The 15,548-nt window shown below is 67.5% G+C and carries 16 protein-coding genes; 4 read left to right on the forward strand and 12 right to left on the reverse strand.

The genetic code is table 11. The features are described 5' to 3' along the window. Positions 1–13: 13 nt before the first annotated feature. A complete protein-coding gene (gene ppsR, locus AC1PLR_RS10840) occupies positions 14–835 on the reverse strand; it encodes a posphoenolpyruvate synthetase regulatory kinase/phosphorylase PpsR (protein WP_010342958.1) in 822 nt (273 codons plus the stop codon). A gap of 145 nt (positions 836–980) precedes the next feature. Here ppsR and ppsA point away from each other — a divergent pair, with 145 nt between their 5' ends. Beyond that, positions 981–3,356 carry a phosphoenolpyruvate synthase gene (gene ppsA, locus AC1PLR_RS10845; RefSeq protein WP_481100983.1) on the forward strand — a complete coding sequence of 792 codons (2,376 nt, stop codon included), beginning with the start codon at positions 981–983 and terminating at the stop codon, positions 3,354–3,356. A gap of 5 nt (positions 3,357–3,361) precedes the next feature. After that, positions 3,362–4,312 carry a mechanosensitive ion channel family protein gene (locus AC1PLR_RS10850; protein ID WP_209031472.1) on the forward strand — a complete coding sequence of 317 codons (951 nt, stop codon included), beginning with the start codon at positions 3,362–3,364 and terminating at the stop codon, positions 4,310–4,312. A 92-nt stretch (positions 4,313–4,404) separates the two neighbouring features. On the opposite strand, the gene orn is transcribed toward AC1PLR_RS10850, so the two are convergent. The 3 genes from orn to mntR form a co-directional block, all read right to left on the reverse strand. Next, entirely contained in the window at positions 4,405–4,977 is a 573-nt protein-coding gene (gene orn, locus AC1PLR_RS10855; RefSeq protein ID WP_267111874.1) for an oligoribonuclease, read from the reverse strand. A gap of 100 nt (positions 4,978–5,077) precedes the next feature. Then, on the reverse strand, positions 5,078–5,578 hold the full coding sequence (gene tadA, locus AC1PLR_RS10860; RefSeq protein ID WP_481100984.1) for a tRNA adenosine(34) deaminase TadA: 501 nt from the start codon (positions 5,576–5,578) through the stop codon (positions 5,078–5,080). Next, the gene (gene mntR / locus AC1PLR_RS10865) at positions 5,575–6,036 is read right to left on the reverse strand and encodes a manganese-binding transcriptional regulator MntR (protein ID WP_209245701.1); all 462 of its coding nucleotides are present in this window, start codon (positions 6,034–6,036) and stop codon (positions 5,575–5,577) included. Before mntR ends, tadA begins: the two co-directional genes overlap by 4 nt. 228 nt (positions 6,037–6,264) lie before the next feature. Between mntR and AC1PLR_RS10870 the strand changes: the two genes are divergently transcribed. Beyond that, complete coding sequence (locus AC1PLR_RS10870; RefSeq protein ID WP_481103578.1) at positions 6,265–7,536, forward strand: Nramp family divalent metal transporter; 1,272 nt, start codon at positions 6,265–6,267, stop codon at positions 7,534–7,536. A gap of 26 nt (positions 7,537–7,562) precedes the next feature. On the opposite strand, the gene AC1PLR_RS10875 is transcribed toward AC1PLR_RS10870, so the two are convergent. The 3 genes from AC1PLR_RS10875 to AC1PLR_RS10885 form a co-directional block, all read right to left on the reverse strand. Then, complete coding sequence (locus tag AC1PLR_RS10875; RefSeq protein ID WP_481100985.1) at positions 7,563–7,775, reverse strand: nuclear transport factor 2 family protein; 213 nt, start codon at positions 7,773–7,775, stop codon at positions 7,563–7,565. Positions 7,776–7,786: 11 nt separating this feature from the next. Further along, positions 7,787–8,239 (reverse strand): VOC family protein, encoded by a 453-nt coding sequence (locus tag AC1PLR_RS10880; protein WP_481100986.1) that lies wholly within the window; start codon positions 8,237–8,239, stop codon positions 7,787–7,789. A gap of 82 nt (positions 8,240–8,321) precedes the next feature. Next, complete coding sequence (locus AC1PLR_RS10885) at positions 8,322–9,152, reverse strand: helix-turn-helix domain-containing protein (RefSeq protein ID WP_481100987.1); 831 nt, start codon at positions 9,150–9,152, stop codon at positions 8,322–8,324. Positions 9,153–9,420: 268 nt separating this feature from the next. On the opposite strand from AC1PLR_RS10885, the gene AC1PLR_RS10890 reads away from it, so the two are divergent. After that, a complete protein-coding gene (locus tag AC1PLR_RS10890) occupies positions 9,421–10,935 on the forward strand; it encodes an MASE1 domain-containing protein (protein WP_481103579.1) in 1,515 nt (504 codons plus the stop codon). Here AC1PLR_RS10890 and AC1PLR_RS10895 read toward each other — a convergent pair. The 5 genes from AC1PLR_RS10895 to AC1PLR_RS10915 form a co-directional block, all read right to left on the reverse strand. After that, positions 10,919–11,338 carry a hypothetical protein gene (locus AC1PLR_RS10895; RefSeq protein ID WP_481100988.1) on the reverse strand — a complete coding sequence of 140 codons (420 nt, stop codon included), beginning with the start codon at positions 11,336–11,338 and terminating at the stop codon, positions 10,919–10,921. The two genes, AC1PLR_RS10890 and AC1PLR_RS10895, sit on opposite strands and share 17 nt — an antisense overlap. A gap of 119 nt (positions 11,339–11,457) precedes the next feature. Continuing rightward, positions 11,458–11,604, reverse strand: a complete 147-nt coding sequence (locus tag AC1PLR_RS10900; protein WP_481100989.1) for a hypothetical protein — start codon at positions 11,602–11,604, stop codon at positions 11,458–11,460. A 586-nt stretch (positions 11,605–12,190) separates the two neighbouring features. Continuing rightward, entirely contained in the window at positions 12,191–13,876 is a 1,686-nt protein-coding gene (locus tag AC1PLR_RS10905) for an FAD-dependent monooxygenase (RefSeq protein ID WP_481100990.1), read from the reverse strand. Between the two features lie 45 nt (positions 13,877–13,921). After that, the gene (locus AC1PLR_RS10910) at positions 13,922–14,377 is read right to left on the reverse strand and encodes a MarR family winged helix-turn-helix transcriptional regulator (protein ID WP_043091274.1); all 456 of its coding nucleotides are present in this window, start codon (positions 14,375–14,377) and stop codon (positions 13,922–13,924) included. Positions 14,378–14,573: 196 nt separating this feature from the next. After that, a complete protein-coding gene (locus tag AC1PLR_RS10915; RefSeq protein WP_420009781.1) occupies positions 14,574–15,464 on the reverse strand; it encodes a LysR family transcriptional regulator in 891 nt (296 codons plus the stop codon). Positions 15,465–15,548 lie beyond the last annotated feature (84 nt).

The raw sequence follows: 15,548 nt of genomic DNA on the forward strand, positions 1-15,548 counted from the left end.
GCAACCACCCTGATCAGAACATCTCGCGCTGCAGCCCCAGCGTCGCCAGCACCTTGCTGGAAATCTCCTCGATCGAGGTATGCGTGGTGCTCAAGGTGGGAATGCGCTCCATGCGGAACATGGTTTCGGCCGCCGCCACTTCGCGCCGGCAGGTCTCGGCATTGGAGTACCGCGAATTCGGCCGCCGCTCCTGGCGGATCTGCTGCAGCCGCTCTGGATCGATGGTCAGCCCGAACAGCTTGTTGCGGTAGGCGCGCAGCCGCGGCGGCAGCCGATCGCTCTCCAGGTCCTCATCGGTCAGCGGATAGTTGGCCGCACGCACGCCGTAATGCAGCGCCAGATAGATGCAGGTCGGCGTCTTGCCCGCGCGCGACACCGCGACCAGGATCACATCGGCTTCGTCGTAGGTGAGCGCGATGCCGTCGTCGTGCGCCAGCGCGAAGTTCATCGCGTTGATGCGGCGGTGATAGGTCTCGAAATCGACCAGACCGTGCGCCTGTCCCACGCGCGAGTGCCGCGGCGCGTTCAACTCGCGCTCCAGCGGCTCGATGAAGGGCGCGAACACGTCGAGCATCAGCGCCCCGCTCTCGGCCAGCAGCATGCTCAGTTGCGGGTCGACACAGGAGTTGACCACGATCGGCCGGACCTGATAGCGCTCGCCCGCGGCATGGATGCGCTGCGCGGCATCGCGGGCTTTTTCCGGATCGTCGACGAACGACATGCGGTCGGTGACGAAGCTGAAACCGCTGAACTGGGTGAGCAGGCTATGCCCAATGGTTTCAGCGGTGATACCGGTTCCATCGGACACGTAGAACACCGGTCTGATCGTCGACATTGCCTGCATTCTCCTGGCTGAAACCCAACGGATGCGCCCGCTTCGCTTGTGCCGGCTCGGGTGCGCACTGCATCATATCGGCTTCTTCCCTCACGGACGCGGCCATTCAGCCCGCCTCGGGCGATGGCCTAACGGAGCATCGCGCTTGAACGAGAACATCCTGTGGTTGCATGAGCTGCGCCTGGCCGACCTGGCTCGCGTCGGTGGCAAGAATTCCTCCCTCGGCGAAATGATCGGCAATCTGGCGGGGCTCGGCGTGTCCGTGCCGGGCGGCTTCGCCACCACCGCCGAAGCGTTCAAGGCCTTCGTCGCCCACAACGATCTGTACCAGCGCATCTTCGACAAGCTGGCCACGCTGGACGTGGAAGACGTGGGCGCGCTGACCGCCGCCGGCAAGGAAATCCGCGGCTGGGTGATCGACGCGCCGCTGCAGCCGGAGCTGGACCAGGCGATCCGCGACGCCTACGCGCAACTGTGCAACGAGAACGGCGGCGGTGAAGTCGCGGTCGCGGTGCGCTCCTCGGCCACCGCCGAAGACCTGCCCGACGCCAGCTTCGCCGGCCAGCAGGAGACCTTCCTCAACGTGACCGGCGCCGACGACGTCGTGCACAAGGTCAAGGAAGTCTTCGCCAGCCTCTACAACGATCGCGCCATCGCCTACCGCGTGCACCACGGCTTCAAGCACGAGGACGTGTTCCTGTCGGCCGGTGTGCAGCTGATGGTGCGCTCGGGCGTCGGCGCCTCCGGCGTGCTGTTCACCCTGGACACCGAATCCGGTTTCCGCGACGTGGTGTTCGTTACCTCGAGCTTCGGTCTCGGCGAAATGGTCGTGCAGGGCGCGGTCAACCCCGACGAGTTCTACGTCTACAAGCCCACCCTGAAGGCCGGCAAGCCGGCGATCCTGCGCCGCTCGCTGGGCAGCAAGCTGATCCGCATGGTGTATTCGGACGTGCCCGGCGAGCGCGTACGCATCGAAGACACGCCGGCGCAGCTGCGCAACACCTTCTCGATCAACGACGAGGACGTGCAGGAACTGGCCAAGCAGGCGCTGGTGATCGAGCAGCACTACCAGCGGCCGATGGACATCGAGTGGGCGAAGGACGGCGTCAGCGGCAAGCTGTTCATCGTGCAGGCGCGCCCGGAGACGGTGAAGTCGCGCGGCCACGCCACCCAGATCGAACGCTTCGCGCTGCAGCAGCGCGGCGAAGTGATCGCCGAAGGCCGCGCCATCGGCCAGAAGATCGGCGCCGGCGTCGCCCGCGTGGTGCGCAGCCTGGACGACATGAACCGGGTGCAACCCGGCGACGTACTGGTCGCGGATATGACCGATCCCGATTGGGAGCCGGTGATGAAGCGCGCCTCGGCGATCGTCACCAACCGCGGCGGCCGCACCTGCCACGCGGCGATCATCGCCCGCGAGCTGGGCGTGCCGGCGGTGGTCGGCACCGGCAACGCGATGGAGCTGGTCGAGGACGGCAAGGAAGTGACCGTCAGCTGCGCCGAAGGCGACACCGGCTACATCTATGGCGGGCGCCTGCCGTTCGAGCGCACCACCACGGACCTGGGCAACATGCCGCCGGCGCCGCTGAAGATCATGATGAACGTGGCCAACCCGGAGCGCGCGTTCGACTTCGGCCAGTTGCCCAACGCCGGCATCGGCCTGGCGCGCCTGGAGATGATCATCGCCACGCACATCGGTATCCATCCCAATGCGCTGCTGGAGTACGCCAAGCAGGACGCGGCGACCAAGAAGAAGATCGACGAGAAGATCGCCGGCTACGCCGACCCGGTGAGCTTCTACGTCAACCGCCTGGCCGAAGGCATCGCCACGCTGACCGCGTCGGTGGCGCCGCACCCGGTGATCGTGCGCCTGTCGGACTTCAAGTCCAACGAGTACGCCAACCTGATCGGCGGCAGCAACTACGAGCCTCACGAAGAGAACCCGATGATCGGCTTCCGCGGCGCCAGCCGCTACGTCGATCCGAGCTTCGCTGCCGCGTTCGCGCTGGAATGCAAGGCCGTGCTCAAGGTCCGCAACGAGATGGGCCTGGACAACATGTGGGTCATGATCCCGTTCGTGCGCACCCTCGAGGAAGGCCGCAAGGTCGTCGAGGTACTGGCCAGCAACGGCCTGCGCCAGGGCGAGAACGGCCTGAAGATCATCATGATGTGCGAAGTGCCGTCGAACGCGCTGCTGGCCGAGGAGTTCCTGGACATCTTCGACGGCTTCTCGATCGGCTCCAACGATCTCACCCAGCTCACCCTGGGCCTGGACCGCGACTCCTCGATCGTGGCGCACCTGTTCGACGAGCGCAATCCGGCGGTCAAGAAGATGCTGTCGATGGCGATCAAGGCCGCGCGCGCCAAGGGCAAGTACGTGGGCATCTGCGGCCAGGGCCCGTCGGATCACCCGGACCTGGCGGAGTGGCTGATGCAGGAAGGCATCGAGTCGGTGTCGCTGAACCCGGACACCGTGGTCGACACCTGGCTGCGCCTGGCCAAGCTCAAGAGCAAGGGGTGATGCCGATGCAGTCGTGGCTGACGGCACTGACGGCGGCCACGACCGCTGCGCCGGCGACGCGCGCGGCGCGTCCGTTCGACTGGCGGACCCTGGACTGGGCGCAGTACGCGCTCAACTGGGGCGTGGCGATCCTGATCGTGGTGGTCGGGATGTGGATCGCCAAGCGCCTGAGCGAATGGCTGCGCAGCGCGCTGCTGCGTGCGCGGGTGGAAACCACGCTCAGCAACTTCCTGCGCAACGTCGCCTATGCGTTGATGCTGGTGCTGGTGCTGGTCACCGCGCTGCAGAAGATCGGCGTGCCGCCGACCTCGCTGTTCGCCGTGCTCGGCGCCGCCGGCCTGGCGGTGGGCCTGGCGCTGAAGGACTCGCTGTCCAACATCGCCTCCGGGGTCATGCTGATCGTGCTGCGGCCAATGCGCGACGGCGACCACGTGGTGGTGGCCGGCCAGGAAGGCGTGGTCGACGAGATCCGGATCTTCCAGACCCGCATCCGCACCTTCGACGAGCGCATGGTGACCCTGCCCAACAGCACCATCACCACCGCGCCGATCGTCAACTACAGCACCCTGCCCAACCGGCGCCTGGAGATCACCGTCGGCGTCGGCTACGGCGACGACCTGAAGAAGGCGCAGGAGCTGTTGCTGAAGATCGCCCAGGACAATCCGAACATCCTGAAGACGCCCGCCCCGTTCGTGCAGGTCACCAACCTGGGCGAGAGCACGGTGGACCTGATGCTGTTCGGCTACGCCAAGAACGGCGATTTCGGCGCGGCCAAGAGCAGCACGCTGGAGCAGATCCGCAACCAGTTGCTGGAGAACGGGCTCAGCATTCCGTATCCGCAGCGCGACCTGCACGTGTACCACCACGATGCGGACGGCCGCCCGATCGCCGAGCTGTTGACCAAAGGCGTCACCGACGACGGCGAGACCAAGCCGGGACCGCCGCTGGCGCGCTGAGCGGCGGCGTCATTTCCTGTACTGCCTGTGCATCCGCCCGACGATCGTCGGGCGGTCTTCCGTATGCGCCTCGACGGCGCCTGAATCGCGGATCAGCCCTCGCCCTGCCCGCCCAGCCTGCCCATGAACGGGCGGTAGTAGCGCAGTTCGTCGATGGAATCATGCACGTCGCTCAGCGCGGTGTGCGAGGAGGTCTTGGTCAGCCCGGCCGACACCGTCGGCGCCCAGCGCCGCGCCAGTTCCTTCAGCGTCGACACGTCCAGGTTGCGGTAGTGGAAGAAGCGCTCCAGCCGCGGCATCTGCCGGTGCAGGAAACGCCGGTCCTGGCAGATCGAGTTGCCGCACATCGGCGAGGTGCCGGGCTTGCACCACTGGGTCAGGAACGCCATGGTCTCGGCCTCGGCCTGGGCCAGCGTGACCTGGCTGTCGAGCACGCGCTGCCACAGGCCGGAGTGGCGGTGCTGGTTGCGGTTCCACTCGTCCATCGCCTCCAGCGTCTGCAGCGGATGGGCGATGGCGAACTCCGGGCCCTCGGCCAGCACGTTGAGTTGCGCGTCGGTCACCACCGTGGCGATTTCGATGATCGAATCGCGATCGGTATCCAAGCCGGTCATTTCCAGATCGATCCAGATCAGCCGATCGTTCGCCACGTGCGCTTGCGCCATATCACCGTCCTGTCGTTCGCGGCGGCGAGGCCGGCGCGGAAGTGTCGTATCAGACTTCAATGATACCGCGCGGCCTGCGCAACCGGCAGGGGCTGGCCGCTCACGCGCCCAGCGGCGGCTTGCCGCGCTTGGCGCGGAAATAATTGGTCAGGCGCGTGCTGGCCTCCGCCGCCAGCACCCCGCTGCGCACCTGCACGCGGTGGTTGTGGCGCGGGTCGGCGAGCAGGTCGAACACGCTACCGCAGGCGCCGGTCTTGGGATCGGTCGCGGCGTAGACCAGTTCAGCCACCCGCGCGTGCACCACCGCCATCGCGCACATCGCGCACGGCTCCAGGGTCACGTACAGGCGGCTGCCGACCAGGCGATGGTTGCCGAGCCGGCGGCCGGCCTGGCGCAGCGCGACGATCTCGGCATGCGCGCTGGGATCGTGTTCGGCGATGTTGAGGTTCCAGCCCTCGCCCAGCACCTCGTCCTCGGCCGAGACCAGCACCGCGCCGACCGGGATCTCGTCGAACTCGCGCTCGGCGCGTTCGGCCAGGGCCAGCGCATGGCGCATCCAGTGCACGTCGCGCGACAGTTGCGCGTCGTCGCCGACGCTCATCGCGACGCGCCGTGCTTGCGCACGAACTCGGCGAACACGGCCAGCGTCGCTTCGCTGACATGGTGCTCGATGCCCTCGGCATCGCGGCGCGCGGTGTCCGCGTCGATGCCCAGCGCCAGCAGGAACTGCTCCACGGTCTGGTGGCGCTGCCGGCTGGCCGCCGCCAGCGCCTCGCCCTCGGCGGTCAGGAACACGCCGCGATACGGACGCTGTACCACCCAGCCGCCCTTGACCAGGCGCTTGAGCATCTTGGCCACGGTCGGCTGGGCCACGCCCAGGCGCGCGGCGATATCCACCTGCCGCGCTTCGCCGCCGTCGGCGAGCAGGTCGGAAATCAACTCCACGTAGTCCTCGATCAGCTCCAGGCGGTGCGCCTCGCGCACTTGGCGGAAGCTTTCGACCTGCACTTCGGCGTCGAGCAGCACCGGCGGCGCCATCGACTTCCCGCTTTTCTGCATCGCAACGCCCTTGTCCTGTGCCGGCACCCGCCGGCCACCTGCATATTCTGGCCGAAATCCGGGCTATCGCAGCGATTCGAATTGCCAATGCTAATCCATATAGCATCTGCTATATACTGATTCGCGTCCCCGCTCCACGCCGTCGCCGCCATGGCCGCCCCCCTGCCCCTGCCCCGTTCCGCTGCCGAACACGCCAGCCGTGGCGAGGCGCGCCCCAGCCTGGGGGCGATGAACGCGAGCGTCGCCGTGCCGCGCACCGGCCTGGGCTGGCGCCGCTTCCTGGCCTTCCTCGGGCCCGGCTACATGGTCTCGGTCGGCTACATGGACCCGGGCAACTGGGCGACCGATATCGCTGGCGGCTCGCACTTCGGCTACCTGCTGCTGTCGGTGATCCTGCTCTCCAACCTGATGGCGATCGTGCTGCAGGGGCTGGCCGCGCGCCTGGGCATCGCCACCGGTCTCGATCTGGCCCAGGCCTGCCGCGCGCACTACTCCAAGCCGGTGAACTTCCTGCTGTGGCTGGCCTGCGAAGCGGCCATCGTCGCCTGCGACCTGGCCGAGGTGATCGGTACCGCGATCGCGCTGAAGCTGCTGTTCGGCATCCCGCTCACCGCCGGTGCGATCATCACCTCGATCGACGCGCTGCTGGTGCTGTTCCTGATGCGCCGCGGCTTCCGTGCGCTGGAGGCGTTCGTGATCGCCCTGCTGACGGTGATCTTCGCCTGCTTCCTGGTGCAGATCGTGCTGGCCGCGCCGCCGCTGCGCGAGGTGCTGGCCGGCTTCATCCCGCGCGCGCAGGTGGTGACCGACCCGGCCGCGCTGTACCTGGCGATCGGCATCATCGGCGCGACAGTGATGCCGCACAACCTGTATCTGCATTCGTCGATCGTGCAGACCCGCGCCTACGAACGCACCGACCAGGGCCGCCGCTCGGCGCTGCGCTGGGCACTGACCGACAGCACCATCGCGCTGAGCCTGGCGCTGTTCGTCAACGCCGCGATCCTGATCCTGGCCGCCGCGGTGTTCCACGCGCACGGCCGCACCGACGTGCAGGAGATCGAACAGGCGCACGAACTGTTGGCGCCGATGCTCGGCGTCGGCCTGGCCTCGACCCTGTTCGCGGTGGCGTTGCTGGCCTCCGGCATCAATTCCACCGTCACCGCCACCCTGGCCGGGCAGATCGTGATGGAAGGCTTCCTGCACCTGCGCCTGCCGCCATGGGCGCGGCGCCTGCTGACCCGCGGCCTGGCGATCGTGCCGGTGGTGGCGGTGACCTCGCTGTATGGCGAACAGGGCACCGCCAAGCTGCTGGTGCTGAGCCAGGTGGTGCTGTCGATGCAGTTGCCGTTCGCGGTGATCCCGCTGGTGCGCTTCGTCACCGACAAGCAGCGGATGGGACCACTGGTGGTGCGGCGCGGCCTGGCCTGGCTGGCCTGGGCGATCGCCGCGCTGATCGTGGTGCTGAACCTGAAGCTGCTGGCGGATACCGTGTTGCAGTAAGCGATAGGCCGGGCGCGCGCCCGAGGTTAACGGTCCTGTGCTGCCGACAGCGGCACCACGTACGCCTCCAGTTCCGCCATCCGCCCATCGCGGAATCGCCAGACGTCGCAATAGGAAAACAGCGACGTCCCGGCGTCGCCGGTAACGAGCGCGATCTGGCCGATGGCCACGACGTGGTCCTCGCCGACGATGAACTTGCGCACGTCGAACTGCGGCGGCTGCCGGCAGGCCTCGGCCATCCACTCCCTGCTCAGGTTCTCTGTGCCTTCGCGAACAGCGCCGTATAGCGCCGCTGCATCTCCTCCGGCGTCACCGACTCGATCGCGTGGCCGATCAGCCAGCGGTGGCCGAAGGGATCGCGCACGGTGCCGGAGCGCTCGCCGTAAAAGTGGTCCTGCATGCCGCGCTCGAGCGTGGCGCCCGCGGCGACCGCGCGGGCGACCAACGCGTCGGCATCGTCCACATGCAGGTGCAGCGTGACCGGCGTGGCACCGAGGTGTTCCGGGCTGCGCACACCCATGTCCGGATACTCCTCCGACAACATCAGCGTATGGCCGTCGAGATCCACCTCGGCATGGCCGATGCGCCCGTCCGGCTCGGTGAGGCGGAACAGTTCGCGTGCGCCAAACGCTTGGGCGTAGAACGCCATTGCGGCGGCTGCGTCGCGCACGCACAGGTAGGCATAGAGCTCGTGGATCGCCATGTCGAATCCTTGTGAGGTGACAGGCCATTAGTGTGCCGCGGCGCATGCACAGCGTCTTGCAAGGATTTGACCTGCACTCCGCTCAGCGCGGCACGTGCCGCGGTGCGGCCGGGTCGGCCATCCGCCGCCAGGCAGACGGTGTCACCCCGGCCACGCTGCGAAAGGTATTGGCCAGATGCGCCTGGTCGGCGAAGCCACTGGCGGTGGCGATCCCGGCCCAGTCCCGCGATCGGTCGCAGGCCAGTTCCAGCGCATGCGAGAACCGTTGCAACCGCAGCCATGCATTCGGTGCGAGACCGGTGGCCTGCCGGAACATGGCGATGCAATGCCGATGGCTGAGCCCGCTGGCGCGCACCATGGTCTCCACGCGCAACCCTGGATGCCAGGCGCACGCAAACATCCTTTCCAACGCTGGATGCAGCATCGGTGGCCGGCCACGAGCACGCGCGATCAACCAATGCTCGAATGCCGCCAGCCGCGCCGGCGCATCGGTGCAACGCTGCAGCCGCTCCAGCAGCGCATCGACCTCGCCAGCGGACAGCAACAGCTCCAGCGGCGTGTGATGCCCGGCCAGCGCGGATTCGGGCACGCCGAGCAGCACGCCGGTGGCGCCGGGACGCAACATCGCACCGACCGAGACGGCGGGCTGTGCGACATCGCGCACGTGATACGCCGTGCGCACCCCGCCCACCACCGCATGGCCCAGGCAATGGCCATGCAGGTCGGCGGCGTGGTCGAACACCTGCAACGGAGCGCCGCCGACCCGAACAGCGAGATGCGTGGCGCCAGTCGGCAGCACATGCTCGCGCACGGGCGCCCGTTCGGCTGCCGACATCGGTGCTGGATCGTACGCCCACACCGCTGTCACCAGGCCGCGCAATGCCGGAACGGGAGGCCGATGCACGGAAGCCATGGCGCGATGCTACGCCTTCCCCGCTCATAGACGTAGACCATCCAACGACGTGCCCGGTCGCTCTGAACACAGCGTGCGATAGCCAATGAGCGAAGCGTCAGCGCTGTTACCGCTAACACGAATGCACAGCCAGGAAAAACTAACAGATATGCGTCTGCATCCGTCGATCACTGCGATGCGTCTCACACTGTCGCGTCCGCTGCCAACTGTCTACCTTCGGCAGCGAGCCGGCTTATACAGTAGCCGCGACACACCACGGATGGCGGGGATGGCCGCGGGACGAGATATCGCCAAAGGCGCTTTACTGAGCGCGGCCTACTGCAGCGCCTTCCTGCTGGCCTGGCGCTGCTCCGTGGACCAGTGGTATCTGCCGGCAGGCGTGCGCGTCGCCAGCCTGCTGTTCCTGCCCGCACGGCGCTGGCCGTGGTTGCTGGCCGGCGAAGCCGCCGCGTTGCTGACGCTGCGCATTCCGATGAGCGAGGCCTGGGGCGCAAGCGCCACCTGGGCATATGTGAGTCCGTTCCTGCTGATGCCGGCCGTGTCGCTGCTGCCGGTCGTCGTGCGTCAACGCGTTCCGGATCTGGCACGCAACGATCACTGGCTGCTGCCGCTGACACTGGCGACCGCGCTGTGGAGCACGCTGTGCAACATCGCGATCAACACCGCACTTGGGGGGCCGGCAGGGCCCGCGCCGCTGGACGTGCTGCTGCGCTACTGGCTTGGCGATTACCTCGGCACGCTGATGTTCGTGCTGCCGGCATTGCTGTGGTTGCGACGCGACGAGCCTGCGCAGATGCAGGCCTCGCTGCTGCGCGAGGGGTTGGCGTCGATCGGCGTGGTCGTGGCGCTGTCGGCATCGATCGCCCTGGCCGGCGACGCGCTGCTGCGGCAACTGCTGATGGTCCTGCTGGTGATCCCGGCGATCGTGCTGACGCTGCGCCATGGGTGGCGGGGCGCGGCGCTCGGCGTGGTCCTGGCGAACGTCGCCGTGGCGCTGTCCATGCCCAGGGTCGTGGCACCCGGCATGCACGACGCCGACGCGTTCGTGGTGCAGATCCTGCTTGCCGCCACGGCCACGGTGATGTTCGCGTTCGGGTCGCGCATCTCCGCGGCCTATCGGCACATGCGCGACGACGGACGCCTGCGCGAGCAGGCGCTGGCCTTCGCGCAGGCCGGCTATCTGTCGGCCGAACGCACGCTGCGCCGGCGCGTGGTCGACTACACCGACCTCAGCACCCAGATCAACAAGCTGCGCCGCGACGTGGTGGAGGACCTGCGCGCGCGCGGCCATTACGCCGCCGCCATGCAGATGACCCGCACCGGCGTGATCCAGGCGCAGTTGCTGGACGAGTACGTCACTGCACTGTATCCGCTCGGCATCGAGACGCATGGGCTGTACCCCACCCTGCACTCGCCGACCTTCGCCAACCTGTGCGGGACGGAGTTCCGCTGCCGCCTGCATGGCGATCCGCGGCGGCTGTCGCTGGGCCTGCAACTGGTGGCCTATCGCTGCATCCTCGACGCGATCGAGACGCTGCCCGTGGCCCACACCCATCTGCTGCAGGCGCGCGTATGGCGTGCCAGAGGGCGGCAGGGCATCGCCATCCGCATCACCGCCGATGCCGCGATGCTGAGCGCCTTGCGGCGCCGCCCGGAGGCGCCGGAGCGCGAGCTGGCGGTCCGCCTGCAGGCGCATGGCGGCACCTGCCGGCGCCGCCATGCGTTGAGCTTCAGCTTCCTGGTGTCCGAAAGCCAGGCCGCCGGCCTCACTCCACCGCGGTGATCTCCCAGGCGTCGCCGCTGGCATCCTCGCGCAGCCGCACCACCACATCCGCAGTCCGGTAGATCACACGACCCGGCATCGCCGGCGATGCCGTGAGCGAGACCCGCGCCACGTCGCTGCCCATCGGCAGCACCCACAGGGTCTTGCCGATGCGGCCGACCGCGGCACGTACCACACCGCTGGCGTCGTTGATCTGCAGGTAGTTCACGCCATCGCGCGAGAACGCGTAGACGCGCCAGGCCGAGTCCGTGGCCAGATTCAGCGCCTTGGGCACGCTTTCGCCGAGTCCCTTGCCCACCACCCCATGCCCGCCAGAGGGACAGCAGGACTGTGCCTGCGCCTGAAAGGACAGCGCCAGCCCCGCTGCCGCCATGATCGCCAAGCCCTTCGCCTTCGTCTTCATTCCATGTTCCTTTCCCATCCGGGGAATTCCGCCTGCATCTCAGGCTGGATCAAGGTACGTGGTCCGGGGCGTGAAGCGGTCGACAAACAGTGCCGCGGCCATGGCGCCCGACCAGGCCGTTACCTGTCCACGATGAGCAAGCGCCCTTCGGTGAGCGCATCCAGGCACTCGGCCATGGGCGCCCCAGACGCGATCATCAGCAACGCCTTGCGCTGCTCCGCATCCAGTTGCGCATCACGCTGGGCCTGAGCCAGTTCTCGGTACACGTGCACCTATCTACGATCGCCGCAGCGGTGTTAATGGATAACACTGGAGACGGTTCGTCACGAATGAAACCGAGATCCGCTGAAAGCACGGCTGCCACGGTCCGACGGGAGTCCATGTTGGCATAGGTGCTGCGTGAAGCGTGTGCGACGTGCATCAAGGTCTGTAGCTGAAGCTGCGTTGGAATGTCTTGGGACGCAGACCTCGGCGCAGCGCTCCGCGCCGGCACCGATCCCGACCCTACTCACGCGAGGTCCAGCCCCTGCACTATCCGGCGCCATGCGATCTGCAGACCGCAGGACACGCGGCGCACCTGCTCCACGTCAGCGCGAGCCGCCGCCTTGGACGGCACCCACGCAACACGGTCATGCGCAAGAGGATCGTGACGAGGCACGTCAACGAACAGAATCATCAGGCTGTCGGCTTCTACGAAAGAATGGGTTTCAGGCGCACAGGCCAGTCCCCACGCGACCACCAGGGCAAGCCCTATCCGCTCATCCACCTTGAATACGCGCCCTAGGCGCACTTTGGAACAGCGCTCGCGGCCTACGCAGGGAGCGGCAGATGCGGAAAGCGTAGGTGCTCGCGCTACTCTCCAAAGATCCTGGCGCAGTACGCGCGCAGCCGTTGCGGCGCGTCTAGCGGGCCGCGGAAGGCGATATGACCGTCGGGCCGCACCAGCACCATCGCAGGATCGCCTTCGATGCCGTAGGCGCCATGTGCCAACCCATCCAGGTCGAACAGCGCCGTGGCGTCGCCGGCCTGCGGTACCGTCTTGCCGAGGATCAACCGCGGCCGGATCCACTCCCACGCATGGAGCTGCGCCAACGCATCACGCATCGGCATCAAGGCGTCCTGCTGCCGGGCATCGAACAGCAGCAAGGCCCAGCCCCAGGTCACGCCATCGGGGTTGTAGAGATGCGCGAACAGCGTCGTGGACGCACCGTCCTGGGCGATGACGGCCGCATCCGGTGCGCGGTCGCCAGGATGCGGAACGCGTCGGTGCACGATCTCCCGCAATCCCTTGAGGTGGTCTTCGTTCAAGGGGCTGTCGGGATAGGCGACGGACAGTTGCTGGAGATCGTCGGTGCCCTGAATCAGCGCGCCGATGTTGGGCAGAAAGCTCGCGGCGATACCCATGGCCGCATCCTTGATGGCGCCGCGATACACGCTGTTCCGGAAGCCCTTTTCCTGCTGCGCATCCAGGCGGCGGTGTTCGCCGCCGCGCTCCAGTCCGTAGGATTCCAGCAGCACCGGTGCGGCCTTGCCGTTTAGGGCCATCGCCAGCCGCCATGCCAGGCCGACCGCATCCTGCAGCCCGGCGTTCATGCCCTGGCCGCCCGCGGGCAGAGTGAGATGGCCGGCATCGCCGACCAGGAACACGCGTCCCTCGGCGTAGCGCGAGGTCACCCCATGCTGGAAGCGGCTGTGGGTCATCCAGATCGGATCGCTGAGCTCCAGCGTCTCGTCTTCGGTGACCTCGCGCGCGATGGCCTGCAGTTCCTCCAGCGTCGGATCGCGATCGGGGATGCCCGCGTCGTCGGACAGGAAGAACAGCCGGTGGTAGCCCTCCCACACCGGCAGCACGCCGCAGAAGCCCTTGGGGTAATAGAAGAACCAGAGGTGATCAAAATCGGTGGAGCGGCGCCAGCGCAGTTTCGCGTCGAGCTGGCGGTTCATGCAGTGGGGCAGCTTTTCCGTCGCGAAGTCCGCGCCGATCTGCTTGCGCACGAAGCCTTCGGCGCCGTCTGCGCCCACCAGGTAGCGGCAGCGCAGGCGCTCGACCGGGCGCCCTTCGACCGGCTCACCGTCGTCGTTCACCGTCGCGATCGTCACGCTGACCCCGTCCGCATCCTGCTCGAAGCCGACCACCTTGCGGCCTCGTTCGAGCGCTGCGCCGCCGGTCTCGATCCGCCGGGCAAGCACGTTCTCGATGACGTCCTGGCCGCTGTACAGCACCTCCGGATACGGACTGGAGACCTGCGCGATGTCGATCGGATCCACTGTCTTGCCGTTCAACAGGGTGTTGATCCGGGTGATCCGGTACGCCCGCTCGGCCAGGGCATCGCGGATGCCGATGCTCGCCAGCAGCTCCTGCGGGCGCGCCCAGAGATTGTTGGCGCGCGAATGCGGCTGGGGCTGCGTGCGTTGCTCGAAGATGCGGAATCGCACCCCGTGGTGCGCCAACGCGCAGGCGGTGGTCAGGCCGACTGGCCCGCCACCGATGATGATGACGTCCGTATCGAAGCCGTCAGGATGCGGGGCAAGCGCCATGGTCTCTCCTTGGGTTGAATCCTGCCGCGCGCAGGCTTGCGCGCTTCATTCGGCCAGCGACTGGTCTAGGGCGTCGCGCATGTCCAGGAGCACCGCGATGGCGGTCCTGACGCGCTCGGCACCCAGTCGGTCGATCAGGTGCTGGTCGAGCGACGCGACAGCGGCTTCGGCGGCGCCCAGGGCTGCGCGTCCTGCCTGCGTCAACACCACCAGCTTGGCGCGCGCATGGTGCGGATTGGTCTCGAATACGACGAACCCGTGTTCGGCCAGCAACTCGACCACACGCTGCACCGCCTGCCGGGTCAGGCCCATGTTGCGGGCGATATGCGCGACCGGCAGCGGCACCGGCGAGTAGCCCAGCGCACCGAGCACCTGCCACCAGGCGGTGGTCAGCCCGATCGGGCGCACCAACCGGTTGCCCATGTCGACCAGGCGGCCGTTGGTGGCGAACACCGCCAGCACCAGCTCGCGAACCAGCAAGGGAAGGTTTTCCGCAGCCATGCATCATCCTGTCTATTTGACAGCATGTTGTCAAATAGCTCTCACCACGTCGTGTCCCTCGAAGCGCCCCAAGGCTCCGCACGACGTGACTGCTGAACTTCGGCATGTTCTGTCGCGGTGCCTTGGGCGGGTCGGCCGCCACCCAGCGACCGCCGGCGACGGATCGGCGGCGGCATTGCCACGTCCGTCGCTGGCGCTAGGAATCTGCTGGCGCAGCGGTGGGCTGCAGCAGGAGCCGCACCAACGGATTGGGAAACCGCCGCGCCATGGTCACGGCGTGGAAGGTCTCCACGATGTCCGGCAATTGATCGCCTTCCACTAGCACGCCCGCGGCGATCTCGTCCTTGACCACGATCGGCGGGAGCACGGCCAGGCCGATGTCCTCGCGCGCCAGCAGGCGCATCATCGCCATGTCCTCCACTTCCGCCACGATCTGCGGGCGCACGCCCAGGCGGTCGGCCAGGGCATCGAATCCCGCGCGCACGCTGTTGTCCACTGTCGGCAGGATGATGGGATGGTGGCGAAGGCGGTCGGCGACGCTGGCGGCATGGCCCAGCCGGTCCGGCGTGCCCACCAGGCTGACCGGTCGCTCGGCAAGCCGATGGGTCACGAACGGCGTCAGCGCGTCGCCCGGCGGCGCCTGATTCAGCAGCACCACGTCGAGATTCAGTGCTTCCAGCGCCCGCAGCAGTTCGCCGGCGCTGCCCGAGCGCAGGATCAGGTCGATATCGGTTCGGCCGAGCAGCGGCCGCAGGAACTCCAACTGGAAGTTGCGCGACAGCGTGGCCAGCGAACCGACCCGCAGCGCCTGCCGCGCGGCACCGGTCTGCCGCAGCGTGCCCAGCAGTTCATCACCGGTGGCGAAGATCGCGTCGGCATGGTCCAGCGCGATCTGCCCGGCCTCGGTCAGGTGCAATTGCCGTCCGCGCCGCTCGAACAGTGCGTGGCCGAGGCGCTCCTCCAGCTTGCGGATCTGCACGGACAGGGCCGACTGCGTGAGGTTGAGCCGCTCGGCGGTGCGGGTGAGATTGCCGTCGTGGGCCACGGCCCAGAAGTAGCGCAGGTGGTTGTAGTTCAGGGCAGCCATCGTTCGATAATAGCGAACGATATCGTGAAAACAATGAATTTTTGTTCGACCCCAGCGATCGCTATCGTGGCGCCGCCCGCCACC

Source organism: Xanthomonas sp. NCPPB 3570, assembly GCF_056725115.1.

Coding starts and splice junctions, on each gene's coding strand:
- AC1PLR_RS10885 (WP_481100987.1), bottom strand. CDS start 9,152: ATGGCTTCCGTGCATCGGCCTCCCGTTCCGGCATTGCGCGGCCTGGTG.
- AC1PLR_RS10905 (WP_481100990.1), bottom strand. CDS start 13,876: ATGGCGCTTGCCCCGCATCCTGACGGCTTCGATACGGACGTCATCATC.
- tadA (WP_481100984.1), bottom strand. CDS start 5,578: ATGAGCGTCGGCGACGACGCGCAACTGTCGCGCGACGTGCACTGGATG.
- AC1PLR_RS10870 (WP_481103578.1), top strand. CDS start 6,265: ATGAACGCGAGCGTCGCCGTGCCGCGCACCGGCCTGGGCTGGCGCCGC.
- AC1PLR_RS10910 (WP_043091274.1), bottom strand. CDS start 14,377: ATGGCTGCGGAAAACCTTCCCTTGCTGGTTCGCGAGCTGGTGCTGGCG.
- orn (WP_267111874.1), bottom strand. CDS start 4,977: ATGGCGCAAGCGCACGTGGCGAACGATCGGCTGATCTGGATCGATCTG.
- AC1PLR_RS10850 (WP_209031472.1), top strand. CDS start 3,362: ATGCAGTCGTGGCTGACGGCACTGACGGCGGCCACGACCGCTGCGCCG.
- AC1PLR_RS10880 (WP_481100986.1), bottom strand. CDS start 8,239: ATGGCGATCCACGAGCTCTATGCCTACCTGTGCGTGCGCGACGCAGCC.
- ppsR (WP_010342958.1), bottom strand. CDS start 835: ATGTCGACGATCAGACCGGTGTTCTACGTGTCCGATGGAACCGGTATC.
- AC1PLR_RS10915 (WP_420009781.1), bottom strand. CDS start 15,464: ATGGCTGCCCTGAACTACAACCACCTGCGCTACTTCTGGGCCGTGGCC.
- mntR (WP_209245701.1), bottom strand. CDS start 6,036: ATGCAGAAAAGCGGGAAGTCGATGGCGCCGCCGGTGCTGCTCGACGCC.
- AC1PLR_RS10895 (WP_481100988.1), bottom strand. CDS start 11,338: ATGAAGACGAAGGCGAAGGGCTTGGCGATCATGGCGGCAGCGGGGCTG.
- AC1PLR_RS10890 (WP_481103579.1), top strand. CDS start 9,421: ATGGCCGCGGGACGAGATATCGCCAAAGGCGCTTTACTGAGCGCGGCC.
- AC1PLR_RS10875 (WP_481100985.1), bottom strand. CDS start 7,775: ATGGCCGAGGCCTGCCGGCAGCCGCCGCAGTTCGACGTGCGCAAGTTC.